The 24,599-nt window shown below is 75.4% G+C and carries 15 protein-coding genes and 2 riboswitches; of the genes, 7 read left to right on the top strand and 8 right to left on the bottom strand.

Annotated elements, in window-relative coordinates; translation table 11 throughout:
* Positions 1 to 1,446 (top strand): hypothetical protein, encoded by a 1,446-nt coding sequence (locus tag HCN08_RS08925; RefSeq protein ID WP_407648721.1) that lies wholly within the window; start codon positions 1 to 3, stop codon positions 1,444 to 1,446.
* A 77-nt stretch (positions 1,447 to 1,523) separates the two neighbouring features.
* Here HCN08_RS08925 and HCN08_RS08920 read toward each other — a convergent pair whose 3' ends face one another.
* A complete protein-coding gene (locus HCN08_RS08920) occupies positions 1,524 to 2,990 on the bottom strand; it encodes a short-chain fatty acyl-CoA regulator family protein (protein WP_167982395.1) in 1,467 nt (488 codons plus the stop codon).
* 225 nt (positions 2,991 to 3,215) lie between these two features.
* Here HCN08_RS08920 and HCN08_RS08915 point away from each other — a divergent pair, with 225 nt between their 5' ends.
* From HCN08_RS08915 to HCN08_RS08905, 3 genes are read left to right on the top strand one after another with little or no spacing between them, the layout of a single operon-like run.
* On the top strand, positions 3,216 to 4,736 hold the full coding sequence (locus HCN08_RS08915; protein ID WP_167982394.1) for an MmgE/PrpD family protein: 1,521 nt from the start codon (positions 3,216 to 3,218) through the stop codon (positions 4,734 to 4,736).
* A complete protein-coding gene (gene prpB, locus HCN08_RS08910) occupies positions 4,736 to 5,641 on the top strand; it encodes a methylisocitrate lyase (RefSeq protein ID WP_167982393.1) in 906 nt (301 codons plus the stop codon). Before HCN08_RS08915 ends, prpB begins: the two co-directional genes overlap by 1 nt.
* Before the next feature lie 32 nt (positions 5,642 to 5,673).
* Positions 5,674 to 6,819: a bifunctional 2-methylcitrate synthase/citrate synthase gene (locus HCN08_RS08905; protein ID WP_167982392.1), complete on the top strand. Its 1,146-nt coding sequence runs from the start codon at positions 5,674 to 5,676 to the stop codon at positions 6,817 to 6,819.
* Positions 6,820 to 6,835: 16 nt separating this feature from the next.
* Here the strand turns inward: HCN08_RS08905 and HCN08_RS08900 are convergent, their stop codons facing one another.
* Together HCN08_RS08900 and HCN08_RS08895 are read right to left on the bottom strand one after the other, a co-directional pair.
* Positions 6,836 to 8,584, bottom strand: a complete 1,749-nt coding sequence (locus HCN08_RS08900; protein WP_240969922.1) for a homocitrate synthase/isopropylmalate synthase family protein — start codon at positions 8,582 to 8,584, stop codon at positions 6,836 to 6,838.
* Positions 8,585 to 8,876: 292 nt separating this feature from the next.
* Positions 8,877 to 9,022: riboswitch (adenosylcobalamin (AdoCbl) riboswitch) on the bottom strand.
* A 63-nt stretch (positions 9,023 to 9,085) separates the two neighbouring features.
* On the bottom strand, positions 9,086 to 9,565 hold the full coding sequence (locus HCN08_RS08895) for an Lrp/AsnC family transcriptional regulator (protein WP_167982390.1): 480 nt from the start codon (positions 9,563 to 9,565) through the stop codon (positions 9,086 to 9,088).
* A 186-nt stretch (positions 9,566 to 9,751) separates the two neighbouring features.
* Here HCN08_RS08895 and HCN08_RS08890 point away from each other — a divergent pair, with 186 nt between their 5' ends.
* The 3 genes from HCN08_RS08890 to metE all read left to right on the top strand — a co-directional run bounded on the left by HCN08_RS08890 (position 9,752) and on the right by metE (position 15,955).
* Positions 9,752 to 12,178, top strand: a complete 2,427-nt coding sequence (locus HCN08_RS08890; RefSeq protein ID WP_167982389.1) for a transketolase-like TK C-terminal-containing protein — start codon at positions 9,752 to 9,754, stop codon at positions 12,176 to 12,178.
* Positions 12,179 to 12,230: 52 nt separating this feature from the next.
* Complete coding sequence (locus HCN08_RS08885; protein WP_167982388.1) at positions 12,231 to 13,160, top strand: ABC transporter substrate-binding protein; 930 nt, start codon at positions 12,231 to 12,233, stop codon at positions 13,158 to 13,160.
* Positions 13,161 to 13,255: 95 nt separating this feature from the next.
* Positions 13,256 to 13,476: riboswitch (cobalamin riboswitch) on the top strand.
* A 160-nt stretch (positions 13,477 to 13,636) separates the two neighbouring features.
* On the top strand, positions 13,637 to 15,955 hold the full coding sequence (gene metE / locus HCN08_RS08880; protein WP_167982387.1) for a 5-methyltetrahydropteroyltriglutamate--homocysteine S-methyltransferase: 2,319 nt from the start codon (positions 13,637 to 13,639) through the stop codon (positions 15,953 to 15,955).
* Between the two features lie 62 nt (positions 15,956 to 16,017).
* On the opposite strand, the gene HCN08_RS08875 is transcribed toward metE, so the two are convergent.
* From HCN08_RS08875 to HCN08_RS08855, 5 genes are read right to left on the bottom strand one after another with little or no spacing between them, the layout of a single operon-like run.
* The gene (locus HCN08_RS08875) at positions 16,018 to 16,827 is read right to left on the bottom strand and encodes an ECF transporter S component (RefSeq protein WP_167982581.1); all 810 of its coding nucleotides are present in this window, start codon (positions 16,825 to 16,827) and stop codon (positions 16,018 to 16,020) included.
* Between the two features lie 47 nt (positions 16,828 to 16,874).
* Positions 16,875 to 18,572 carry an ABC transporter ATP-binding protein gene (locus HCN08_RS08870; RefSeq protein ID WP_167982386.1) on the bottom strand — a complete coding sequence of 566 codons (1,698 nt, stop codon included), beginning with the start codon at positions 18,570 to 18,572 and terminating at the stop codon, positions 16,875 to 16,877.
* Positions 18,569 to 19,804, bottom strand: coding sequence for a CbiQ family ECF transporter T component (locus HCN08_RS08865; protein ID WP_167982580.1), 1,236 nt, complete (start codon positions 19,802 to 19,804; stop codon positions 18,569 to 18,571). Before HCN08_RS08865 ends, HCN08_RS08870 begins: the two co-directional genes overlap by 4 nt.
* Positions 19,805 to 19,806: 2 nt before the next feature.
* Positions 19,807 to 20,892, bottom strand: coding sequence for a hypothetical protein (locus HCN08_RS08860; protein ID WP_167982579.1), 1,086 nt, complete (start codon positions 20,890 to 20,892; stop codon positions 19,807 to 19,809).
* The gene (locus tag HCN08_RS08855; protein ID WP_167982385.1) at positions 20,892 to 24,587 is read right to left on the bottom strand and encodes a prenyltransferase/squalene oxidase repeat-containing protein; all 3,696 of its coding nucleotides are present in this window, start codon (positions 24,585 to 24,587) and stop codon (positions 20,892 to 20,894) included. Before HCN08_RS08855 ends, HCN08_RS08860 begins: the two co-directional genes overlap by 1 nt.
* Between the last annotated feature and the right edge of the window lie 12 nt (positions 24,588 to 24,599).

Here is a 24,599-nt window from a genome sequence, read left to right as displayed (position 1 = left end):
ATCCCCAGGAGGGTCCACCCCGTGTTCCGTCACGCACGCACCGCACGCCGGCGCCTCGTCGCCCTCGCCGTGCCGCTGTCCGCCGGCGCCCTGCTGTTCAGCACCGCGGCGCCGGCCGGCGCCACCTCCACCGCGGCGCAGATCACCGCGTCGAAGAACGCCGGTGTCGGCTATCTGAAGACGCTCCAGGCCGCCGACGGCTCCTACGCCGGGTCGGGCCTGTCCAACGAGTGGGCGTTCAGCGCCTTCGCCGCCGCGGGCACCGCCGCCGTGGACGTCTACCCGGGCGGCGACCCGGCCAAGAACGCCCGCACCGCCTACCGGAACCTGCTGGCCACCGCGGCCTGGCCGTCGACCGCGCCGGTCGTGACCGACTACGAGCGCGGCGCCCTCAACGCCTACGCCGCCGGTATCGACCCGGCCCGCGTCGGCACCGGCCGCAACCTCCTCGCCGACATCGCCTCGTACTGGCAGACCGCCTCACCCGGCTACTTCGGGCCGCCCGCCAACTTCAACGGCACCGTCTTCGCGCTGCTCGCCCTCGCCGGGTCCCGCACCCAGGCCGGCGCCCAGCGCGTCCCGCAGGCGCTGCTCGACGCGTCGGTGTCCGTCGTCCGCGCCAACGAGCACACCGACGGCGGCTGGAACTACTCCCAGGCCGCCGGCAACCCCGGCCAGCTCGCCGCCACCAGCGACATCGACATGACCGGCGCCGCGCTGGCCTCGCTGTGCTCGGCCGGCGTGCCCGCGACCGACCCCGCGGTGGTCGCGGGCAAGAACTTCCTCAAGGGCAAGCTGGTCAACACCACCGGCGCCTTCAACGCGATGTTCGGCGCCAACACCGACTCCAACGGGTGGGCGGTCTCGGGCCTGAACGCGTGCGGCATCAACCCGCAGGGCACCGACTTCACCACCACCGCCCACAAGACACCGGTGGACTTCCTGATCGCCCAGCAGTTCAGCCCCGGCGGCGGCTTCCGCTACCTGCCCACGGACACCTCGCCGTCCGCGTACTCCTCCATCGACGCGATACGCGCGGTCGCCGGCGGCGGCTTCACCGCCGCCCCGCCCACCCCGGTCACCGCCGGCGCCCCCACCTGGGTCGCCACCACCGACTTCAGCAGCGGCGCCACCAGCAAGCTCGCCCTCGTCGTCGACAACGGCTCGGGCACCCTCAAGGTCTGCTCCGTGCCCGTCACGGCGACCGGCACCACCACGACGCTCGGCACCGTCCTGGACGCCGCCGCCACCTCCGCGACCCCGTCCGGCTGCGTCACCTCGGTCACCCCGCCGAGCGGCACCGGCACCGTCACCGCCCTCAACGGCACCGCCGACTCCGGCAGCACGACCTGGAAGTCCTCGACCGACGGCGGCCCGCCGACCACCGCCTCCCGCGCCACCACCGTCCACCTGGGCGACACGCTCTACCTCCACTACACGAGCTGACACCCGTACAGCCGAGGGGCGGCGGCCCCGCCGTCCGCCGCCCCCGCCCCTGGCGTGACCACGGCAAAATACGGCGCTCAGCGGACGCCGGCGCCCCTGACCGGATACGGCACGTAGGTACGGCGGTCGGGGTCGACGGCCAGCAGGCCGCCGGCCGGGGGCCTGGCCCGCTGGGCGCAGTCGCGGCGCTCGCAGATACGACACCCCAGGCCGATCGGCGTCGCGGCCCGCGGGTCGTCGAGCGCGACGCCCTCGGCATACACGAGCCGGTGGGCGTGCCGCAGCTCGCAGCCCAGGGCGACGGCGAACTCCGCCCGCGGGGCGCGGTGCCCGGCGCCGCCCCGGGTGACGGTGCGGGCCACCCAGAAGTAGCGCTTGCCGTCCGGCATTTCGGCGACCTGGGTAAGTATGCGCCCCGGCGCGGAGAACGCCGCGTACACCGTCCACAGCGGGCAGGTGCCGCCCAGCCGGGAGAAGTGGAAGTCGGTCGCGGACTGGCGCTTGGAGACGTTGCCGGCCCGGTCCACCCGCAGGAAGGAGAACGGCACCCCGCGCCGCCCGGCGCGCTGCAGCGTGCTGAGCCGGTGGCAGACGGTCTCGAAGCCGACGCCGAAGCGGGCCTGGAGCAGCTCCACGTCGTAGCGGTACTCCTCGGCGGCGGCGCGGAAGGCCGTATACGGCATCAGCAGCGCGCCGGCGAAGTAGTTCGCCAGCCCGATCCTGGCCAGGTCCGCCGACTGCGGCGAGGTGAGACCGGGCGCGTCGACCAGCGCGTCCAGCAGCGGGCGGTGTTCGAGCAGCGCGACCTGGGTGGCCAGCTGGAACGCCTGCTGCCCGTCGGTGAGCCACGGCGACAGGAAGAGCAGCCCGTGCGCCGCGTCGAAACGCCGGGCGTCGGCCGAGGGCTCGGGGGCCGCCTGGACGACGGTGACGCGGTGCGCCTCGGCCAGCCGCCCGCGCAGCACCTCCACCGCGGCCCGCGCGGACCCGGTCCCCCACGCTCCGGCGGCCCGCTCGGCGGCGTCGTCCAGGGCGCCGAAGTGGTTGTGGTGGGCGTAGAAGAAGTCGCGGACCTCGTCGTGCGGCTCACCCGGCGGCAGCGCGCTGACCGCGGCGGCGGGCGCCTCGGCCGAGGCCAGCGCGGCCACCTGCTCGGCGGCGTCCCGGTAGCGGTGGTGCAGCGCGACCAGCGCCCGGGCCACCTCCGGATGGTCCCGCACGACCTCCGCGGCCTCCTCCGCGCCGACGCCCGCCCCGCCCATTGCGCCCACCCCGCTCGCCTCGTCGCCGAGCGCCGCCCGCAGGTCGGTGGTGAGCCGCTCCTCCTCCGCCTCGGAGAAGAACTCCGCGTCCACGCCCAGCACCTCGGCGATCCGCAGCAGCACCGGCGCGGTGAGGGGACGCTGGCTGTGCTCGATCTGGTTGAGGTAGCTGGTGGAGATCCCCAGCGCCCGCGCCAGCTCCACCTGGTTCATCCCGCGCTCGGCCCGCAGCCTGCGCAGCTTGGCGTGCGCGTAGATCTTGCGCGCGGGGCTCCGCGCCATGGCTGCCTCCCGCCGTCCCCGGGGGGCCACCGCGCCCCGCCGTGCTGTGAAGCTATCATCCGCAAAATTCGCAGGATTCGCAGATTCGCACGCCCTGCCGGTACGGATTCCGCAGCGTGGAGCGGTCGACGCGCGCCCGCCGGACGGGAATGCTCCCTTGCGTAGGCCGGTGAAACCACCCGGGAACGGGCGGCGCGCCGGACGCCGAGCAGCACGAGGAGCCCCGTGATCGACCACCAGGTACGTGTCCACCCCAGCGCCGACCGGCTGCCCCGGCCGGAGCAGCTGGCCTGGAAGCTCGCCGTCGCCGCCACCGGCACCCAGGACGTCGCCGACCTGGACCCGGCGGCCGTCGCCATGGCGGTCAACCGGGTGATCGACAACGCCGCCGTCGCCACGGCCTCGCTGCGCCGCCGCCCGGTCGCCGTCGCCCGCGCCCAGGCCCTGCCGCACACCGCGACCCCCGGCGCCCGCGTCTTCGGCACCCCGCCGGGCACCCGGGTGTCACCCGAGTGGGCCGCGTGGGCGAACGGCACGGCGGTACGCGAACTGGACTTCCACGACACCTTCCTCGCCGCCGACTACTCCCACCCCGGCGACAACATCCCGCCGCTGCTGGCCGTGGCCCAGCACACCGGACGCACCGGCGCCGACCTGCTGCGCGGCATCGTCGCCGCGTACGAGATCCATGTCGCGCTGGTGAAGGGCATCTGCCTGCACGCCCACCGCATCGACCACGTGGCGCACCTGAGCGCCGCGACCGCGTGCGGCCTCGGGGCGATGCTGCGGCTGCCGGTGGAGACCGTCCACCAGGCCGTCGGGCAGGCGGTGCACACCACGACCGCGACCCGGCAGTCCCGCAAGGGCGAGATCTCCAGCTGGAAGGCGTTCGCGCCCGCCTTCGCCGGCAAGGCCGCCGTCGAGGCGGTGGACCGGGCGATGCGCGGCGAGGGCGCGCCCGCCCCGGTCTACGAGGGCGAGGACGGATTCCTGGCCTGGATGCTGGACGGCCCGGACGCCGCCTACACGGTGTCGCTGCCCGGACCGGGCGAGGCCAGGCGGGCCATCCTGGACACGTACACCAAGGAGCACTCGGCCGAGTACCAGGCGCAGGCGGTCATCGACCTCGCCCGCCGGCTGCGGGAGAAGACCGGGCCGCTCGGCGCGGTGCGCGACATCGTCCTGCACACCAGCCACCACACCCACCACGTCATCGGCTCCGGCTCCGGCGACCCGCAGAAGTACGACCCCGCCGCCAGCCGCGAGACGCTGGACCACTCCGTGCCGTACATCCTCGCCGTCGCGCTGGAGGACGGCACCTGGCACCACGAGCGGTCGTACGCGCCCGAGCGCGCCCGGCGGCCGGAGACCGTGCAGCTGTGGCGGAAGATCTCCACGGTGGAGGACCCCGAGTGGACCCGCCGCTACCACGACCCCGACCCGCGGCACCGGGCCTTCGGCGGCCGGGCCGTGGTCACCCTCGACGACGGCACCGTGATCGAGGACGAGCTCGCCGTCGCCGACGCCCATCCCGCCGGGGCCCGCCCCTTCGACCGGGCAGGCTACACCGCCAAATTCCGCACCCTCGCCGAAGGCGTCGTCACCCCGGACGCCCAGGACGCGTTCCTCGACACCGCCGCCCGGCTCGCCGCACTGGGCTGCCCGCAGCTTGCCGGGCTGTTCCCCGCGGTGGACACCGCTGCGGTCGCCGCGTACGACCAGCGGCTGCCGAAGGGACTGCTCTGATGCTGCACACCCGCACCACGCCCGCGCAGCGCCGCCGCGAGCTGCGCCGGCTGCTCGCCTCGGGCCGGCTGCTGCGCATGCCCGGCGCGGTCAACCCGTACTCCGCGCGGCTGATCCAGGAGCACGGCTTCGAGGCCGCCTACCTCTCCGGCGCCGTCCTGGCCGCCGAGCTGTGCCTGCCCGACATCGGCCTGACCTCCTCGACCGAGGTCGCCGCCCGCGCCCAGCAGGTGACACGGGTGACCGACCTGCCCGTCCTGGCCGACGCCGACACCGGCTTCGGCGCGCCCGTCAACGCCGCCCGCACCGTACAGCTCTTCGAGGACGCGGGCCTCGCCGGACTGCACCTGGAGGACCAGGTGAGCGTCAAGCGCTGCGGCCACCTCGACGGCAAGACCCTGGTGCCGCGCGAGGAGATGGTCCAGCGCGTCCGCGCCGCCGCCGACGCCCGCCGCGACACCGGCTTCCTGCTGATGGCCCGCACCGACGCCCGCGGCGTCGAAGGACTCGACGCGGCGATCGACCGGGCCAAGGCGTACGTCGACGCCGGCGCGGACGCCGTCTTCCCCGAAGCGCTCGCCGACGAGCGGGAGTTCGCGGCCTTCCGGGCCGCCCTCGACGTGCCGCTGCTGGCGAACATGACCGAGTTCGGCAAGAGCCCGCTGCTGTCCGCCGCCACCCTGGAAGACCTCGGCTACAACATCGCCCTCTACCCGGTGACGCTGTTCCGGCTCGCCAACGGGGCCGTCGAGGACGGCCTGCGCACACTCGCCGCCGAAGGCACCCAGGCATCGCTGCTGCCGCGCATGCAGACCCGCTCCCGCCTGTACGAAGTCCTCGGCTACGCCGACTACACGGCCTTCGACTCCGCCGTCCTCGACTTCACCCTCCCGCCCGGCGCCTGACACCGCCCGGCCGAACTCCCCCTGGAGGAGCCGTGACCACCACCTCCCCGGCCGCACCGGACATCCACCGCGGCCTGACCGGTGTCGTCGTCGACACCACCGCCATCTCCACCGTCATCCAGGAGACCAACTCCCTGACCTACCGCGGCTATCCGGTGCAGGACCTCGCCGGGCGCCGCTCCTTCGAGGAAGTCGCCCACCTGCTGTGGTACGGCGACCTGCCCGGCCCCGCCGAACTGAGCGCCTTCCAGGCCCGCGAGCGGGCGCTGCGCCCGCTGGACCGCACGACGGCCGAGGTCCTGGCCCGGCTCCCGCGGACCTGCCACCCGATGGACGTCCTGCGCACCGCGGTCAGCTTCTTCGGCGCCGAGGACCCGGCCGAGGACGACGGCAGCCCGGCCGCCAACCGCGCCAAGTCCCTCGCGCTGCTGGCGAAGCTGCCCACCGTGGTCGCCGCCGACCACCGCAGGCGGCACGGCCTCGCGCCGATCCAGCCGGACCCGTCCCTCGGCTACGCCGAGAACTTCTTCCACATGTGCTTCGGCGAGGTCCCCGACGCGGAGGTCGTGCGCTGCTTCGAGATCTCCCTCGTGCTGTACGCCGAGCACAGCTTCAACGCCTCGACGTTCACCGCCCGTGTCGTCACCTCCACCCTCGCCGACCTCTACAGCGCGGTGACCGCCGCGATCGGCGCCCTCAAGGGCCCCCTGCACGGCGGCGCCAACGAGGCCGTGATGCACATGCTCGGCGAGATCGGCGCGCCCGAGCGGGTCGGGCCGTGGCTGGACGAGGCGTTCGCCGCGAAGCGCAAGATCATGGGCTTCGGCCACCGCGTCTACAAGCACGGCGACTCGCGCGTACCGCTCATGCAGGAGGCCACCGACCGGCTCGTGGCCCGCTCCACCGACCCCGCCACCGCGCGGCTGGCCGCCCTGCACACCGCGCTGCGGGACGCCATGGCCACCCGCAAGGGCATCCACCCCAACCTCGACTACCCGGCGGGCCTGGCCTACCACCTCATGGGCTTCGACGTGCCCACCTTCACCCCGCTGTTCGTGATGAGCCGCGTCACCGGCTGGACCGCCCACATCACCGAGCAACTCGGCCACAACGCGCTGATCCGCCCGCTGGCCCACTACGACGGGCCCGGCCAGCGACCGGTGCCCGCCGCCTCCTGAGCGGCGGGCCGGCCGGTCACGAGGCGTCGGCGGCCGACAGGGAGGACGCGGGCCGGCGCTGCCGCCGGGCGCGCAGCGCCTTGTAGGCGAAGGCGTCACGCAGGGCGTGCATGCCGGCGGCGGCGAGGCCGGTATGGACGCCCACGGTGGTCCACTCGCCCTCCGCGTCCCGGGAGGTGACATGCACCCGGGTCAGCGCGGCGCGTCCCGGGCCGCCGTCCAGGACGCGGACGGCCACACCGGTCAGGAACGTCTCGGCCGTCCAGGGCAGCAGCGGCGACAGCGCCCGGCGCAGTGCCGCGTCGAGCGCCTCGACCGGGCCGGGCCCGGCGGCCGTCGCCGCGGCCTCCGCCGCGCTGGGCGGGTTCGGGGCGGTCGCCCAGACCGCGGTGTCCCGCACGTCCGGGATCCGCAGCCGCACCGTCGCCTCGCACACCGCCGCGCCGGGCTCATGGCGCTCCACGACGTGGTAGCCGACGGGCACGAACGGCTCCCCGCGGCTCCCGGCGCCGGCTGCCCGGCCGGCGCCGTCGGTGTCGTCGTCGGCGTCGTTGTCGGCGGCGTCGGCCGAGAACTCCTCGCGCAGCAGCAGCTCCAGGGAGGCGTCGGCGGACTCGAAGGACCAGCCCGCCGCCTCCAGCTCCTTCACCCGGGCCACCGCACGCGCCAGCGCCGCCGGCTCGGGGATGTCCAGGCCGAGTTCGAGGCACTTGAGCTCCACGCTCGCCCGGCCGGCCATCTCGCTGACGATGACGCGCGTGTCGTTGCCCACGCGTGCCGGGTCGACGTGGTTGTAGAGCAGCGGGTCGACCTTGACGGCGCTGGCGTGCAGACCGGCCTTGTGCGCGAAGACCGCCCCGCCGACGTACGGGCGATGCCGGTCCAGCGGCAGATGGGCGCTGTCGGCGAGCGACCGCGCGGTCCGGGTGAGGTCCTGGAGCCGTGCCGGCGGGAGGACCGGCATGCCGAGCTTGACCGACAGGTTCCCCGCCACGGTGAACAGGTCGGCGTTCCCGGCCCGTTCCCCGTAGCCGTTGGCCGTGCACTGCACGTGCGTGGCCCCCGCCTCGACGCCGGCGACGGTGTTGGCGACCGCGCAGCCGGTGTCGTCCTGGCAGTGGACACCGACCCGGAAACCGGTGCGCGCGATCACCTCGGCGACGATCTCCCCGAACCTGCCGGGCAGTTGGCCGCCGTTGGTGTCGCACAGCACCGCCACGTCCGCGCCCGCCCCGACCGCCGCGTCCAGCACCCGCAGCGCGGTGTCCGGATCGGCCGCGTAGCCGTCGAAGAAGTGCTCGGCGTCGAGGAAGACCCGGCGGCCCTCGCCGACCAGGAAGCCGACGGTGTCCCGCACCATCGCGCAGTTCTCCGCCGCGTCCGTCCGCAGGGCGCGCTCGATGTGCCGCCGGTCGGACTTGGCGACCAGCGTGACGACCGGGGCCCGCGAGTCGAGCAGGGCGCGCACCTGCGGGTCGTCCGCGGCCCGGCGGCCGGGCTTGCGGGTGCTGCCGAAGGCCACCAGCACCGCGTGCCGCAGGTCGAGTTCGGCCGCCGCGCGCGCGAAGAAGGCGGTGTCCTTGGGGAGCGCGCCCGGCCAGCCGCCTTCGACGAAGCCGACGCCGAGCGCGTCCAGCGTCCTCGCCACCGCCAGCTTCTCGGCGACGGAGTAGGAGATGCCCTCGCGCTGCGCGCCGTCGCGCAACGTGGTGTCGTAGAGGTGGAACGCGTCGCCGAGCGGCGTTCCGGCAGGCATGGTGCGCATGGGGGACATGGGGGTTCCCTTCCCGTCCGGTGACCGGGTTTTGTGTACGGGATGTCGAGGGCGCTCAGGCGCGCATGACGGCTGTCCGCAGTCGTGGCCGCTTTCCGCGGTCGTGGCCGCACCGGTGGCAGCGGGCAGGACGGGACCGCGGTCCCCGCGCGGCGGGCACCTGCCGGTCGGTCCGGCTTCCGGTGGGCTTCGTCCTGGGCGGCTACCGCCGGACGGGACACTCCCAGGACGCGCGCGGGCGTACGGGACGGGCCGGGCCGTGCCGGAAGGCGTGGGGGATCCCCATGACGCGTCAGCTCCATCCTCGTGGGCCTCGTCGTGACACCCGCGGGCGGCAATCTGACTTCCGGACCACACGTCCGGTCACAGTGGCGGGACCGCGCCGGAATTCCACCGGCTTCCCCGCGTCGCAGGCGCTTACCGTCCCATGTATACCCGGCGGGCGACTGCTCGGATAACCCCTAGGCACCGCCCGGGACCCCTATCCGGCACTCACCCCTCGGCGGCCCTGTGCAGGAGAGGGCCGAGCCGGAAGGCGACGAGCTGCCGCATGACCAGGGCCGTGGTGGTGCGCTCCACGCCCGGGATGCCGAGGATCCGGCCGGCGATCCGGTAGAGGTCGTCGGCGTCGGAGGCCACCACGTGCACCAGCAGGTCGCCCTCGCCGGACAGCCCGTGGACCTGGAGCACCTCGGGGACCGCGGCCAGCGCCTCGGCGATCGCGTCGAGGTGGCGCTGGCGCACCTGCGCGGTCAGGAAGGCGGTCAGGGGATACCCGAGCGCCGCCGGGTCCATGCACCGCTCGAAGGTCCCCAGCACGCCGGTCCGCTCGAACGCCGCCAGCCGCGCGTGCACCGTGTTGCGGCTCAGCCCGGCCTGCTCGGCCAGCGCGACCGTCGTGGCGCGCGGCCGGTCGGCGAGCGCGAGCAGCAACCGGGCGTCCGTGGGGTCGACCTGCTCCGGCTTGGGCACAGTGCGCACCTTCCGAGGGAGGCGGGGCACGCGAGTTGCGCAGATTGCGCAATCTCGGCAGGGGATCTTGTGCACATCCTGACGCGATGGTGTCCTCGGACGCAACAGCCGCTCCCGGGGCCCGCGCCGCTGTCCCTCCCACCCGTACCCACCCGTACCACGACCCTGCCTGAGGAGACCCGGACCATGAACGCACCGGCCCCCGAGCACCCGCCGCGCCCCGCACCCGGCGCCCCTGCCCCGTCCGCCCCTGCCCCGTCCGCCCCTGCCCCGTCCGCCCCCGCCCCGTCCGCCGCCGGGCCGTTCGCCGCCCGGCCCGACCTCGACGCCTTACGGGCCGTCGAGGACCGGGTGCTGTGGCTGTCCACCGCGATCGTCCACCACGCCAACCGGGTCCGCCCCAACCCGACCGGCCTGAAGGTCGGCGGCCACCAGGCGTCCTCCGCGTCCATGGTCTCGATCATGACGGCGCTGTGGCTGCGGCACCTGCGCCCGCAGGACCGGGTCTCGGTCAAGCCGCACGCCTCACCCGTCCTGCACGCCCTCAACTACCTGCTCGGCGCACTCGACGCCGCCCACCTGACGACGCTGCGGGCCTTCGGCGGGCTGCAGAGCTACCCCAGCCGCGCCAAGGACCCCGACCCGGTCGACTACTCGACCGGATCGGTCGGCATCGGCGCGACCGCCACGATCTGGGGCGCCCTCGCCCGTCGCTACGCCGACGGCCCCCGCCCGGACGGAGGCTTCGCCGGCCGCCAGTACGCCCTGGTCGGCGACGCCGAACTCGACGAGGGCGCGGTGTGGGAGGCGGCCCTGGACCCCCAGGTCGCGCACCTGGGCGAGCTGGTGTGGATCGTCGACCTCAACCGCCAGTCGCTGGACCGCGTCGTCCCGCACACCGCCGCCGACCGGGTGCAGGGCATGTTCGCCGCGGCCGGCTGGCAGGTGCTGACGCTCAAGTACGGCTCCCTGCTGGAGGAGCTGTTCACCCGGCCGGGCGGCGACGCGCTGCGCACCCGCCTCGACGCCATGCCCAACGCCGAATACCAGCGGCTGCTGCGCTGCACCGCGGACGGGATACGCGGCCGGCTCCCCGGCACCGGGCCGGACGCCGCACGTATCGCCGCGCTCGTCGCCGGGGTGGACGACACCCTGCTGACCGAGGCGGTCCGCAACCTGGCCGGGCACGACCTGGCGGCGCTGGACGCGGCCCTGGCCGCCGTCGAGGACCACCGCCCCACGGTGATCTTCGCGTACACCGTCAAAGGCCACCGGCTGCCGACGCAGGGCCATCCGCAGAACCACTCCACCCTGCTCACCGACGCGCAGGTCCGCGAGCTCGCCGCGCGGGTGGGCGCCGACCCCGACCGCCCGTGGGAGGGCTTCGACCCCCGGTCGGCGCCGGGCGTGCTGTGCGCCGCCGCCGCGGACCGGCTGCGCCGCCCACCCGTGCAGCTCACCCCGCCCCCGCCGCTGCCCGCCGACCTCGGCCGCACCCCCACCGGCACCGCGACCACGCAGGCAGCCCTCGGCCGCACCCTGCTGGACCTCACCCGCGCCGCACCCGCAGCCGCCGCCCGGGTGGTGACCGTCAGCCCGGACGTCAGCTCCTCCACCAACCTGGGCGGCTGGGTCAACAAGGTCGGCGTGTGGTCGCCGGCCGAGCGCGTCGACTGGTTCGCCGACGACGCCGAGACGCTGCTGCACTGGCGCGAGCACCCCACCGGCCGGCACATCGAGCTGGGCATCGCGGAGACCAACCTCGTCGGCCTGCTCGGCGAGCTCGGCGCGACCTGGAGCCGCTGGGGCCACCCGCTGCTGCCGATCGGCGTGCTCTACGACCCCTTCGTCCACCGCGCCCTGGAACCCTGGACGTTCGGCATCTACGCCGGCGGCCAGTCCGTCCTGGTCGGCACCCCCTCCGGCGTCACCCTCGCACCCGAGGGCGGCGCCCACCAGTCCGTCACGACGCCCTCGCTCGGCCTGGAGCAGCCCGGCTGCACCTCCTGGGAGCCGGCCTTCGCCATCGACGTCGAATGGACGCTGCTGGCGGCGCTCGCCGGCCTCGGCAAGCCGGACGGCGGCTCGGCCTACCTGCGGCTGTCCACCCGCCCGGTCGACCAGACCCTGGCCCGGGTGCCGGCCGACCCCGCCGCGCGCGAGCGCCGTCGCCGCCAGGCCGTCGCCGGCGCGTACCCGCTGCTGCGCCGCGAGAAGCCGCAGGTCACGCTGGCCGCCATGGGCGCCGTGGTGCCCGAGGCGCTGGCGGCGGCCGACCGGCTGGAGGGCATCGGGATCGCGGCCGACGTGCTGTGCGTGACCAGTCCAGGACTCCTCTTCCGCGCCGTGCGGTCGCGCGCCGGGCACGGCGACGCCCCGAACTGGATCCTCGACGACGCCCTCCCGGCGTCCCGCGCCAACCCGCTGGTCACCGTCCTCGACGGCCATCCGCACACCCTGGCCTTCCTCGGCACCGTCCACGGCGTGCCGCTCCGCACGCTGGGCGTCACCGCCTTCGGCCAGTCCGGCGCGCTCGACGACGTCTACCGCCACCACGGGATCGATGCCGGCAGCATCGTCCGCGCCGCGCTCGACGTGACGCAGCGGGCCTGAGGCAGCGGGCCTGAGGCACCGGCGGCCGGGTGGCACGGCGTAGGGTCCCGGCATGCGCATCGTCTCCCTGCTGCCCGCGGCGACCGACATCGTGGCCGAACTCGGGCTGGCCGGCAGCCTGGTCGGGCGCACCCACGAGTGCGACTGGCCGCCGCAGGAGGTGGCCGGCGTCCCGGTCGTGACCGGCGCCGACATTGACCAGGACCGGCTCAGCAGCCGGGAGATCTCCGACGCCGTCGGCGGCGCCGCCCACTCCGGGTCGTCGCTCTACACCCTCGACACCGGGGCGCTGGCCGCCCTGCGGCCGGACGTCGTGCTCACCCAGGATCTCTGCGCGGTGTGCGCCGTCTCCTACGAGCGGGTCAGCCGCACCGTGCGGCTGCTGGACGCCGGCACCCGGGTGCTCAGCCTGGAACCGCGCACGCTGGACGACGTGCTGGACTGCCTGGTCACCGTCGGCGACCTGCTCGGCGTACCGGAGGCGGCGCGCGAGCGCAGGGCCGCGCTGCGGGAGCGGCTGGACGCCGTACGCGGCGCGGTCGCCGGCCGGGAACGGCCCCGGGTGGCGGCGATCGAATGGCTCGACCCGCTGTGGCCGGCCGGCCACTGGGTGCCCGAGCAGATCACGGCGGCCGGCGGGGAGCCGCTCCTGGCCGCGCCGGGCGAGCACACCGCGCCGGTGCAGTGGGCGGCGGTCCGCGCGTCCGCGCCCGACGTCCTGCTGGTCCTGCCGTGCGGCTTCCCGCCCGAGCGGACCCGGCGGGAAGCCGACCTGCTCACCGCGCTGCCGGGCTGGGCGGACCTGCCGGCGGTACGTTCCGGGCGGGTGTGGGTGCTGGACGGCCCGGCCTACTTCAACCGGCCGGGCCCCCGGGTCGTGCGGGGCACGGAGGTGCTGGCGCACGTCCTGCACGGCCATCGGCCGCCGGAACCGGTCACCGCGGCGGAGGCCGGCCCGCTGGCCGGGCACCCGCAGCGCTGAGGCGGAAGGCCGGCCACGGCCGCCCGTCGACCCGGATGGCGCAGGGCCACGCTCCGGGATGTGGACAACGGCAGCCGCCCGCTGCCCGGGGCTCTAAGCTGGGAGGTGCAGCTGGTTCGCCCTGCCCGCCAGGCAGGCGCGTCGTAAGAGGGAACCCGGTGGGAATCCGGGACTGCCCCGCAGCGGTGAGTGGGAACGACCGCCGTCATACGCACTGGGTCCGGGCCGCGGACCTGGGAAGCGACGGCCAGTAGGAAACTGCCCCCACGGCAGAGCGCCCACGAGTCCGAAGACCTGCCCGTTGCCCGTACGCGACCACTCGCGCACGGACGTTCCGGTGACCTCGTGGGCGGGTCGGCGTGCATCGGCGGACGGACGTTCCCCTCGCGGGCGTCCCCGGTCCGCACGGTTCGTCACCTTCACGCCCCCGGCCCGTCCCCGGGACCTCAGGGATCCATCTCGTGAAGGAGATCTCCGTGACAACCAAGCCCGCAGCCGCGGCAGCACGGGCCACCGTGTACGGGTACCCCCGCCAGGGCCCGAACCGGGAACTGAAGAAGGCCATCGAGGGCTACTGGAAGGGCCGTGTCGGCGCCGACGGGCTCCGCACGGCGGCAGCCGCCCTGCGCCGGGACAACTGGCGGCAACTCGCCGACGCCGGCATCCACGAAGTGCCGACCGGCGACTTCTCGTACTACGACCACGTCCTGGACACCAGCGTCATGGTCGGCGCCGTCCCCGAGCGCCACCGCCAGGCCGTCGTCGGCGACGCCCTGGCCGGCTACTTCGCCATGGCCCGCGGCACGCAGGACGTCGCGCCGCTGGAGATGACCAAGTGGTTCGACACCAACTACCACTACCTCGTCCCCGAGCTCGGCCCCGGCACCGCCTTCACCGCCGACTCCACCAAGCAGGTCGCCGAGGTGCGCGAAGCCCTCGCGCTCGGCCACACCCCGCGCCCGGTGCTCGTCGGCCCCGTCACGTACCTCCTGCTGGCCAAGGGCGCCCCCGGCGCGCCCGCGGACTTCGAGCCGCTGAGCCTGCTGGACCGGCTGCTGCCGGTCTACGCCGACGTGCTCGCCGACCTGCGGGCGGCCGGCGCCGCGTGGGTGCAGCTCGACGAGCCCGCCCTGGTCCAGGACCGCACCCGCGGCGAACTCGACGCGGCCGACCGCGCCTACCGCTTCCTCGGCGCCCTGACCGACCGGCCCAAGCTGCTGGTCGCCTCCTACTTCGACCGGCTCGGCGAAGCCCTCCCGGTGCTGGCCAAGGCGCCGGTCGAGGGACTGGCACTGGACTTCACCGGCGCCGCGGCGGCCAACCTCGACGACCTGGCGGCCGTGGGCGGGCTGCCGGGCAAGCGGCTGGTCGCCGGCGTCGTCGACGGCCGCAACATCTGGATCAACGACCTGGAGAAGTCGCTGGCCACCCTGGGCACCCTGCTGGGCCTGGCCGGACAGGTCGACGTCGCCGCCTCCTGCTCGCTGCTGCACGTCCCGCTGGACACCGCCGCCGAGACGGACCTCGACCCGCAGGTACTGCGCTGGCTGGCCTTCGCCCGGCAGAAGACCGCCGAGATCGCCACCCTGGCCCGCGGGCTCAGCGAAGGCACCGAGGCCATCGCCGACCGGATCGCCGCCAACCGCGCCGACCTGGCCGACCGCGCCGCCTCGCCCGTCACCCGCGACCCCGCGGTCCGCGACCGGGCCGCCGCCGTCACCGCCGCCGACGCCCGCCGCTCCCTGCCCTACGCCGAACGGGCCGCCGCCCAGCGCGCGCACCTGGAGCTGCCGCTGCTGCCCACCACCACGATCGGCTCCTTCCCGCAGACCACCGAGCTGCGCACCGCGCGCGCCGACCTGCGGGCCGGCCGGATCGACCGGGCCGGATACGAGGAGCGCATCAAGGCCGAGATCGGCGAGGTCATCGCCTTCCAGGAGAAGACCGGCCTGGACGTCCTCGTCCACGGCGAGCCCGAGCGCAACGACATGGTCCAGTACTTCGCCGAGCAGCTCACCGGCTACTTCGCCACGCAGCACGGCTGGGTGCAGTCCTACGGCACCCGGTACGTACGCCCGCCGATCCTCGCCGGCGACATCTCCCGCCCCGCGCCGATGACCGTGCGCTGGACGTCCTACGCCCAGTCGCTCACCGACCGGCCGGTCAAGGGCATGCTGACCGGCCCGGTGACGATGCTGGCCTGGTCCTTCGTGCGCGACGACCAGCCGCTCGGCGAGACCGCCCGGCAGGTCGCCCTCGCCCTGCGCGACGAGGTCGCCGACCTGGAGGCCGCCGGCACGTCCGTCATCCAGGTCGACGAGCCGGCGCTGCGCGAGACGCTGCCGCTGCGCGCCGCCGACCGCCCGGCGTACCTGGCGTGGGCCACCGAGGCGTTCCGGCTCACCACCGCCGGGGTGCGGCCCGGCACCCAGATCCACACCCACATGTGCTATGCCGAGTTCGGCGACATCGTCCAGGCCATCGACGACCTCGACGCCGACGTCATCAGCCTGGAGGCGGCCCGCTCCCGTATGCAGGTGGCACGCGAGCTCGCCGCGCACGGCTACCCGCGCGAGGCGGGACCGGGCGTCTACGACATCCACTCGCCGCGCGTCCCCGACGCCGAGGAAGCAGCACAGCTGCTGCGCGCCGGTCTCGCCGCGATCCCCGCCGAGCGGCTGTGGGTCAACCCCGACTGCGGGCTGAAGACCCGCGGCTGGCCCGAGACCCGCGCCTCGCTGGAGAACCTGGTCACCGCCGCCCGTACGGTGCGCGCGGAACTGCCGGGCTCCTGAACCGGCCGCCGGGGGAGGCCCGCAGCCCGCGCCTCCCCCGGCGCTCCGCCCCGCGGCAGTTCTCAGGGCGTACCGGACGCGGAGGGCGGCTCCGGCCTGGCCGCGGGTGCCGTGAACCGCACCGGACCGGTGAAGTTGGCGCGGCGTGCCGCGCGGCGGAAGGTGGTGAGGGCGGCCGGGCCGGCGAGCAGGATCGCCACGAAGTTCGTGACGGCGCGGCCGGTGTCCCAGCCCAGCGAGGTGGCCACGTCGAACGCCAGATAGCGGTGCCACTGCTCGGTGAAGGGCAGGCCCGGCAGATACGCGATGGAGCTGCCCGGGTCGGTCGAGAAGGGCCAGAAGGACAGGTTGAGCAGGAAGCCGAAGAGGTAGCCGGAGACCGACCCGTACCCGGCGAGCAGCAGGATCTCGGCCTTCCCGCGGGCCCGGGGGAGCAGCCCGGCGAGCATGCCGACGAACGCGCAGCCGAACATCTGGTACGGCATCCACGGCCCCACGCCGCCGGTGAGCAGCGCCGAGGCGAACAGGGACGTGCAGCCGAGGGTGAAGCCGAATCCCGGCCCGAAGACCCGGCCGGCCAGGACCAGGACGAAGAAGACGGTCTCGATGCCCGCGGTCCCGGCGCCCAGCGGGCGCAGGGCGGCGTTGACCGCGGACAGGACGCCGAGCATGGCCAGCGCCTTGGCGTCGATGCCGCCGTCCGCGATCTGCGCGAACACCACGGCGAGGACGAGCAGCAGCAGGACCCCGAAGATGAGCGGCGGGGCGTAGGCGGAGCCGAAGTGGCCGGGGGCCACGACGAACGGCCAGAAGAAGGCGACCAGTCCGATGAACGCCGCCAGGGCCACCGTGGTGACGGCCACGGCGTGCATCCGCACCGCGGTGGCCCGCCGCGGCCCGCGCCCGGGAACCGCGGCGCTCATCGTGCGCTCCCGGCGGCGGCGAGGGCGTCGGCGACCTGCGCCACGGTCAGGTACGGCAGCGGTGCCAGGATCTTGGCGGTCTGCGGCGCGAAGGACGGTGAGGCGACGATGACGCCGGCGGTCGGCCCGTCCGCCACCACGTCCCCCTCGGCCATGACGACCACCCGGTCGGCGCCGGCGGCGACGAACTCGACGTCGTGGGTCGAGATCACCACGCTGCGGCCCTCGGCGGCCAGGTCGTCGATGATCCGGATGAGCTGCTGCTTGGCCTGGTAGTCCAGCCCGCGGGTCGGCTCGTCGAGGAGCACGACGGAGGGCGCCGACGTGAGCTGGATGGCCAGCACGAGGGAGAGCTTCTGGCCCTCGGACAGGTCGCGGGGGTGGACCCCGTCCGGGATGCCGGGGGCGAAGCGGTCGAGCAGCCCGCGCGGGTCCAGGCCCGGGCGGCCGTCCGACTCCCGCCGGGCCTGCGCCAGTTCGGCGCCCACGGTCTCCAGGTAGAGCAGGTCGGTGGGGGTCTGCGGGACCAGCCCGATACGGCGTCGCCCGACGTCGGCCTCGGCGCGGTGCCCGCGCAGCAGCCGCCCCGGCCGGCCGCGCAGCGGCGCCGGTGCCCGCTCGGCGGGCGCCGCGCCGGGGGCGGCGCCGTCGTCGGTGAACCGCACGGTCCCGGCCTGGCGGGGCCCGGCGCCGTGCAGCGCCCACAGCAGCGAGGACTTGCCGGAGCCGTTGCGGCCCATCAGCGCGGTCACCTCGCCGGCCCGCAGATCGAGCGAGACCTCGCGGACGGCGACGACGTCCCCGTAGCGGACGACGACACCGCGGGCCGACAGCAGCGGGCCCGCCGCCGCGCCCCCGGCCCGGGCCGGCGGCGCCGGCCGGCCCTCCAGCCGCTTGCGCAAGGGCACGGCCGCCCGCCGGGCGTCCCGTACCGACAGCGGCAGCGGGTCCCAGCCGGCCAGCCGCCCGAGGTCGACGACCGGCGGTGCGACCGACGCGGTACGGAAGGCGTCGGCGGGCAGCGCGTCGGTGACGGTGCCGTCACCGGTGAGGTGGACGACGCGGTCGGCGTACTGCACCACGCGTTCCAGGCGGTGCTCGGCCAGCACGACGGTCACCCCGAGGTCGTGGACCAGCCGGGTCACGGCGGCCAGCACCTCCTCGGCGGCCGTCGGGTCGAGAGCCGAGGTCGGCTCGTCGAGGACGAGGACGCGGGGGTGGGCGGTGAGGACCGAACCGATGGCGACGCGCTGCTGCTGGCCGCCGGACAGCTCGCTGAGCGCGCGGTGCCGCAAATCGGCCAGGCCCAGCAGGTCCAAGGTCTCCTCGACGCGCTTGCGCATGACATCGGGCGGAATCGCCAACTGCTCCATGGCGTAGGCAAGTTCCTCCTCGACGGTGTCGGTGACGAAGCCGGCCAGCGGGTCCTGGCCCACCACGCCCACCACGTCGGCGAGTTCGCGCGGCGGGTGCAGGGCGGTGTCCCGGCCGTCGACGGTGACGCGGCCGGCCAGGGTGCCGCCGGTGAAGTGCGGCACCAGGCCGTTGATCGTGCCGAGCAGGGTGGACTTGCCGGCTCCGGTGCGACCGACGACGAGGCACAACTCGCCCTCCTCGACGGTCAGGTCCACATCCCGCAGGACCGGCCGGTCCGTCCCGTCGTAGCAGACGCTGACCTGGTCGAAGCGGATCACAGCAGGGCCTCGCTCGGGGTGTCGGTGGTCGTGCCCGCCTGCGGGCCGCCGGCGGCTGCCGGGCCCCCGGTGCGGGCCGGCGGCGGCGCGGTGAACGCGGCCGTTCCCGCCAGCAGGACCGCGACCGCGGGCAGCCAGGGCAGCGACGGCCAACGCAGCGGGTACAGGCTCGGGTTGAGGTCGGCGGCGCTGTAGCCGACGGTCAGGAACAGCACCGCGGCAGTCGCGCAGCCGCACAGCGCCACGGCCCACTCGGGCGCCCGCCAGGGGTCGGGGCGGTAACTGGTGCGGCGCACCCGGCGGCCCCCGACCGCCAGGCCCGCGCAGCACAGCAGCGCGCCGCCGAGCATGGCGGGCAGGCCCAGGGCGCGCGGCGTCGTACCGTCGAGGAGGCCGTACACGCCGGTGCACAGGCCGAGCATCCCGGCCAGCATCAGGGCCGCGGTGGTGCGGCGGGCGCCGCGGGTGGCGGTGCCGGAGCGGCCGTAGCCGCGCGAGTCCATGGCGGCGGCCAGGTACAGCGAGCGTTCGAGGGCGTCCTCCAGGACCGGGATGAGGATGCTGCGCAGGGCCCGCATCCCGCGGGCGCGGTCGGCGCGCAGGCGCCGCGCCCTGGCCACCCGCTGCACGCTCTCGACGAGTTGGGGCGCGACGCTCATCGACACCGTGACGGCGACGCCGAGTTCGTACAGCGCGCCCGGCAGCACCCGCAGCGCCCGCTTGGGGTTGGCGAGGGTGTTGGCGGCGCCGATGCAGCACAGGAGGCAGGCCAGCCGCAGTCCGTCGATCGCGGCGGACAAGGTGGCCTCCAGGGAGACCGGGCCGCCCAGCTGGATCCCCGCGTACCAGTGCGGGGTGGGGATGTGGGGCAGCGAGAACATGATGTGGTCGGCGGGCGTGATGCCGGTGGCGAACACGCAGCGGAAGACGACGCGGATCGCGATCACGCCCAGGGCGAGCCACAGGTAGTAGGTGAAGCCCTTCGCCCAGGGGGCGTCGGTGCGGCGCTCGGTGACCACCAGCGCGAGGACGGCGAGGACGAGGCCGAGCAGCAGCGGGTTGGTGGTGCGGCTGACCGCGGTGGCCAGGCTCAGCGCCCAGATCCACCAGGCGACGGGGTGCAGGGTGCGCGGCAGCCGCCGCCCCTGCCCGGTGCGGGCGGGGGCGGCGGTCTCGGGCTTCCGCGGCCCGGCGGGTCGTCGCCCGCCGGGCGCGGACGGCGCGGCGGGCACCGTCACTGCGCGTCCCGGCGCCGCTGCCGGATCCGTACGGCGACGGCCGTGGCGATGGCGGCGACCACCACCGCGGTGATCGCGACCGGCAGGACCGAACCGGACGAGTGGCCGACGGCGGCCGTGGGTTCGGCGTCCTGGGTGACGGGCGCGGAGGCGGTTCCCGAGGGGGTCGGGCCAGACGGTGCCGGGGTGGCCGGCGCCGGGCACGGCGACGCGGTGGGGGTCGGGGTGGGCGTTGCTGTTGCCGTGGGCGTGCGGGTCGGGGTCGGGGTCGGGGTGGGCGTTGCTGTTGCCGTTGCCGTGCGGGTCGGGGTCGGCGTCCGGGTCGGGGACGGGGGCGTCGCCGTCATGCAGGGCGTGGCCGTCGGGGACGGGGTGCCCGACGGGTGCGGGGACGCGGACGGCGGGGACGTGCTCGCACCCTTGGCCGGCGGCGCCGACCTCCCGCCGGAACCGCCCTGCGCCGGGGGCTTGGCGCCGCCGCTGCCGCCCGACGCCGATCCGGAGCCGCCGGACCCCGAACCGCCGCCCACCGGAGTGGTGTTGTGGGCGCGGACGGTGTCGGGGGAGAAGGTGGGCCGCCCCTGGGTGCCGGCGATGTTCGTCGCCCCGAAGATCCACAGGTCGACGCTGCCCGGCTTGGGGTGGTAGCTCATGGCCCCCAACTGGCTGTAGCTCCACGTGTTCTGGCCCGGGTCGGCGTGCCAGTACGACCAGTACGCGGTGGCCGGCGGGGTGAGCACGCACGCCTCGTCCTTGGGCGTCGGATACTGCTTGCCGCCCTGGTAGCCGGCGTAGCCGATCCGGCAGATGAAGGCCGGGCCGTCGTGCTGGGTGCCGGTGGTCTGCCAACCCCCCTGGTTGAGCAGGGTGTAGCCGGTGGTGGGCGTGGTGCCGCAGGAGCGCAGCAGCGGGCCGCCCCAGTGGCTGAAGTCGACGGCGAGGACGACCCCGGAGCTGGTCGTGCACTGGCCGATGGGCAGCGGGCCGGCCGCCGCGGGCGAGGCCCCCGCCGCCACGGCGGCCAGGACCAGCGCCCACACGGCGGCCAGGCACGCGGCCGTGCGCCGCAGGGAGCCGCGGATCACCGGTGGCCCCCGCTGCCGCGGGCGCCGGTGCGCCGGGTGGCGACCAGGACCGTGCCGGAGACGGCGAGCAGCAGCGCCAGGCACGCGGCCAGGAGCACATCGGTGCCGGTGGCGGCCAGCGCGCCGCCGCCCCCGGAGCCGGTGCCGCCCGAGGTGCCGCCTCCGCCGGACCCGCCGGACCCGCCCGTCGAGCCGCCGGAGGACCCGCTGCCAGGCGCCGCGGTGATCGGCGCGAGCGCGTGGGTGAGGGAGGTCAGCGGCGTGCCGGCCAGGGCGGGCACGGCCTGCGTGGAGGACCGCAGGTCGGAGTCCCCGGCCGCGTCGGTGATCCGGAAGCCCCCGTCGCCGTTCTGCACCGTCCGCAGGAACTTCTGGCCCTCGGTCGCCTGGACGGGCCGGATCTTGTCGGTGGCCAGCAGCGCCTGGACGGCCAGCGCCGTGGAGTTGCTGCTGACGCCCGCCGCGCCCTGGTAGCCGCCGCTCTTCTGCTGGGCCTTGACCAGGTAGCCGCGGGCCTTCCCGACGGCGCCGGCCTGCCCGGGCACCAGGGTCAGCGCCTGGAGGGCGTAGCCGGTGGTGTCGACGTCGGAGGCGCAGTCGGCGCCGGCGGCGATCAGCGTGGAGGAGAACCCGCCGTCGGCGCACTGCAGTTGCAGCAGGCGCGTGACGGTGGCCGCCGGCGGCTCGACGCCGCCGCGGGTCAGGGCGAGCACGCCGAGGGCCTGCGAGACGGTGGAGTACGCCTGGCCGAAGTCGCCGGCCGCGGTGCAGCTCCCGTCGTCCGCGGCACCGGTGCACACATGCCCGGTGAGGGTGGTGAGCAGGTCGAAGCCGCCGAAGTGGTGCGGGTCCTGGCCCATGACCTCGGCGAGCAGGGCGAGTTTGGCGGCGGAGCCGCTGTAGGGGCCCGGGTAGGCGGAGGCGCCGGCCGGGTCCGCGTAGTCCGCGACATGGGCCGCGAGGTAGGCGGTGACCTTCGTCAGCGCGTCGTCCTGGCCGCCGATGGCGGCCAGCGCGAAGGCGAGGTCGGCGGTCAGGCCGTAGTCCGGGCCGTAGCTACTGGACAGGTGGTCGGTGCCGCCGAGCTGCTTGACGAGGTAGGCGGCGCCGGCCGCGGCGGCCTTCTGGTCCTGCGTGTCGCGCAGCAGCGTGCCGAAGGAGGTGCCGACGGTGCCGCCGGTGGCCTGCGTGGAGGCGCGGACGTCGGACTTCGCCTGGTCGCTGTCGGCGGCGACCTTGAACCCGCCGTCGGCGTTCTGCTGCCCGGCGAGGAAGGCGCGGGCCTTGGTGATCTGCGGCGCGTACGTGGCGGCGTCCAGGCTCAGGCCCTGGATCGCCAGGGCGGCGGTGTTGACCGAGTCCCCCGCGGTGCCGTGGAAGCCGCCGTCGGCGAGCTGCTTGCCGGCGATCCACGCGGCGGCCTTGGCCACGGCCTTCGCGGCGGCGTCACCGGGCGCCAGGTCGAGGGCCATCATCGCCATCGCCGTGCTGTCGATGTCCTGGTCGCCCGCGGAGGGGATCAGGCTGGGGAAGGCGCCGTCGGGGTCCTGGAGGCTCTCCAGGTACGCGACCGGGCCGGCCGCGTGCGCGGAGTCGCCCGCCCGCAGCTGGGCGATGACACCGAGGGACTGCGAGAACACCGACGTGGCGTAGGCGTAGTTGTCCTTGGCGGCGCAGCCGCCCGAGGTGTCGGCCTTGGCGCAGACCGTGCCGTCCAGCGCGGCGATCAGGTCGTGGCCGCCGAAGGCCCGCGGGTCCTTGCCGGTGGCCTCGGCCGCGACGGCCTCCTTGGCGAGCGAGCCGCCCTGGGCGTAGGCGGTGCCGATCAGCGTCCAGTCGTCGATGCCGCGGCCGGCGCCGTCCTTGCCGTGCTGGAGGAAGTCGGTCATGCCGGCGAGCGTGTCGTCCGCGCCGCCGGTGGCCGCGAGGGCGAACACGCCGTCGATGGTGAGGCCGAAGTCCGCGAAGCCGGTGCGTTCGGAGCCGGGCGTGGACTCGTAGTAGTGGCCGTCCTCCAGGTTGTCGCCGTCGATGAGGAAGGCGACCGCCTTGGCCAGGTCGGGCGATGCGGCTGCCGGGGAGGTCGGGCCGGTCGAGGGGCTGGTGGGCGGCGTCGTCGGCGGGGTGGTCGGGGGCGTGGTCGGAGGCGTGGTCGGCGGAGTGGTGGGCGTCAGCGGGTGGCTGAGGCTGCCCAGGTCGGTGCCGGCGGCGGCCACGGTCGCGGCCGTCGAGGCGTACAGGTCGCCGTCGGTGCCGCCCGATCCGTCGGGGGCGAAACCGCCCGTCGCGGTCTGCCGGGCCGCGAGCCAGCTGCGCGCCCAGGTGGCCTGGTCGGTCTTGCCCGCCGCGGCGAGCGCCTGGGCCGCCCACGCGGTCGTCCCGGTGTCGCCGGAGGACGCGCCCTCGTACGGCAGGTAGCCGCCGTCCGCGGACTGCTGCTCGACCAGGTAGGCGGCGGCCTTGCCCACGGCGGCGCCGGTGCCGGGCAGGTGGCTGAGGGCGAGGACCGCGTCGGCGGTCGTGCCGGGGTCGGAGGTGCAGGTCTCGCCGGGCGAGAGCATCGAGCCGGAGAAGCCGCCGTCGGCGCACTGCATGCCGGTCAGCCGCGCGACCGCCGCGTCGGGCGGTGTCACGCCGCCGCGGGCCAGGGCGAGCAGGGCCAGGGCCTGGGTGCCGGGCGAGAACGCGCCGTAGAAGTCGCCGGCGGCGGTGCAGTTGCCGAGGCTCCCGGCCGCCGTGCAGACATGGCCGGTCAGGTCGGCGAGCAGGTCGTGCCCGCCGACCTCGGCCGGGTCGCCGCCGAGGACCTCGGTCAGCAGCGCCAGGTTCGCCGCGGCGCCCGGGGCGGGCACGGACGCCGGGCCGTCGGGGAGCAGGTAGTCGTCGGCGTGCGCGGTGAGGTACGCGTCGATCGCCCGCAGCGTGTCGTCGTGGCCGCCGCCGGCCGCGGCCAGTGCGAGCGCGGTGCCGGCGGTGGCGTTGAAGTCGGTGCCGAAGCCGTCGAAGACGTGGTCGCCGTCGGTGAGTTGGCTCGTGAGCCAGGCCGCCGCCGCCGCGACGTCCGCGGTCCGGGCGGGCGGGGTGGTCGGGGCAGTGGTGGGCGGTGTGGTCGGCGGGGTGGTCCCGCCGGTGGCGCGCACCGAGGCCGGGGTGAACGAGGGGCCGCCGGTGCTGCCGCCCACGTCGGTGGGGCCGAAGACCCACGCCTCGACCTCGCCGTCGGCCGGGTGGTCGCTGAGCGCGCCGAGCGGGCTGTAGGTCCAGGTGTCCTGGCCGGCGGGGGCGATCCAGTAGGACCAGTAGGCGCTCGCCGGGGGAGTGAGCACGCACTTCTCGTCCGCGTCGGTGGGGTACTGCGTGCCGCCGTCGAAGTCGCCGTTGCCGATGCGGCAGATGAAGCCGGGGCCGTCGTGGACCGTGCCGGTGGTGGTGAACCCGGCGTTGTGCAGCAGGTTCATGCCGGTGGTCGGGTGGGCGTCGCAGCCGCGGACGACCGGGCCGTCCCAGTGCCCGAAGTCGACCGCGACGACCGCGCCGGTCGTCGCCGTGCAGTCGCCGATCGGGTCGGCCTGGGCGGTGCCGGCCAGGGACACCAGCCCGGCGGCCAGCGTACCGGCGACCATCGCGCCCGCGGTGGACAGGACGAGCGTGCGCGGCGGTCTGGGCCGGCGGCGCGGAACGAGACGAAGCACAGGTGCCCCCCG

Source organism: Actinacidiphila epipremni (genome assembly GCF_012034175.1).
Lineage (GTDB): Bacteria > Actinomycetota > Actinomycetes > Streptomycetales > Streptomycetaceae > Actinacidiphila > Actinacidiphila epipremni.
Note: the sequence above shows the minus strand (reverse complement) of the source record. Positions and strands in the feature narration are given on the sequence as shown.

What these genes read in the sequence shown, in the direction of transcription:
- HCN08_RS08920 (WP_167982395.1), bottom strand. Translation starts at nt 2,990, where the DNA reads ATGGCGCGGAGCCCCGCGCGCAAGATCTACGCGCACGCCAAGCTGCGC.
- prpB (WP_167982393.1), top strand. Translation starts at nt 4,736, where the DNA reads ATGCTGCACACCCGCACCACGCCCGCGCAGCGCCGCCGCGAGCTGCGC.
- HCN08_RS08900 (WP_240969922.1), bottom strand. Translation starts at nt 8,584, where the DNA reads ATGCGCACCATGCCTGCCGGAACGCCGCTCGGCGACGCGTTCCACCTC.
- HCN08_RS08890 (WP_167982389.1), top strand. Translation starts at nt 9,752, where the DNA reads ATGAACGCACCGGCCCCCGAGCACCCGCCGCGCCCCGCACCCGGCGCC.
- HCN08_RS08885 (WP_167982388.1), top strand. Translation starts at nt 12,231, where the DNA reads ATGCGCATCGTCTCCCTGCTGCCCGCGGCGACCGACATCGTGGCCGAA.
- HCN08_RS08875 (WP_167982581.1), bottom strand. Translation starts at nt 16,827, where the DNA reads ATGCACGCCGTGGCCGTCACCACGGTGGCCCTGGCGGCGTTCATCGGA.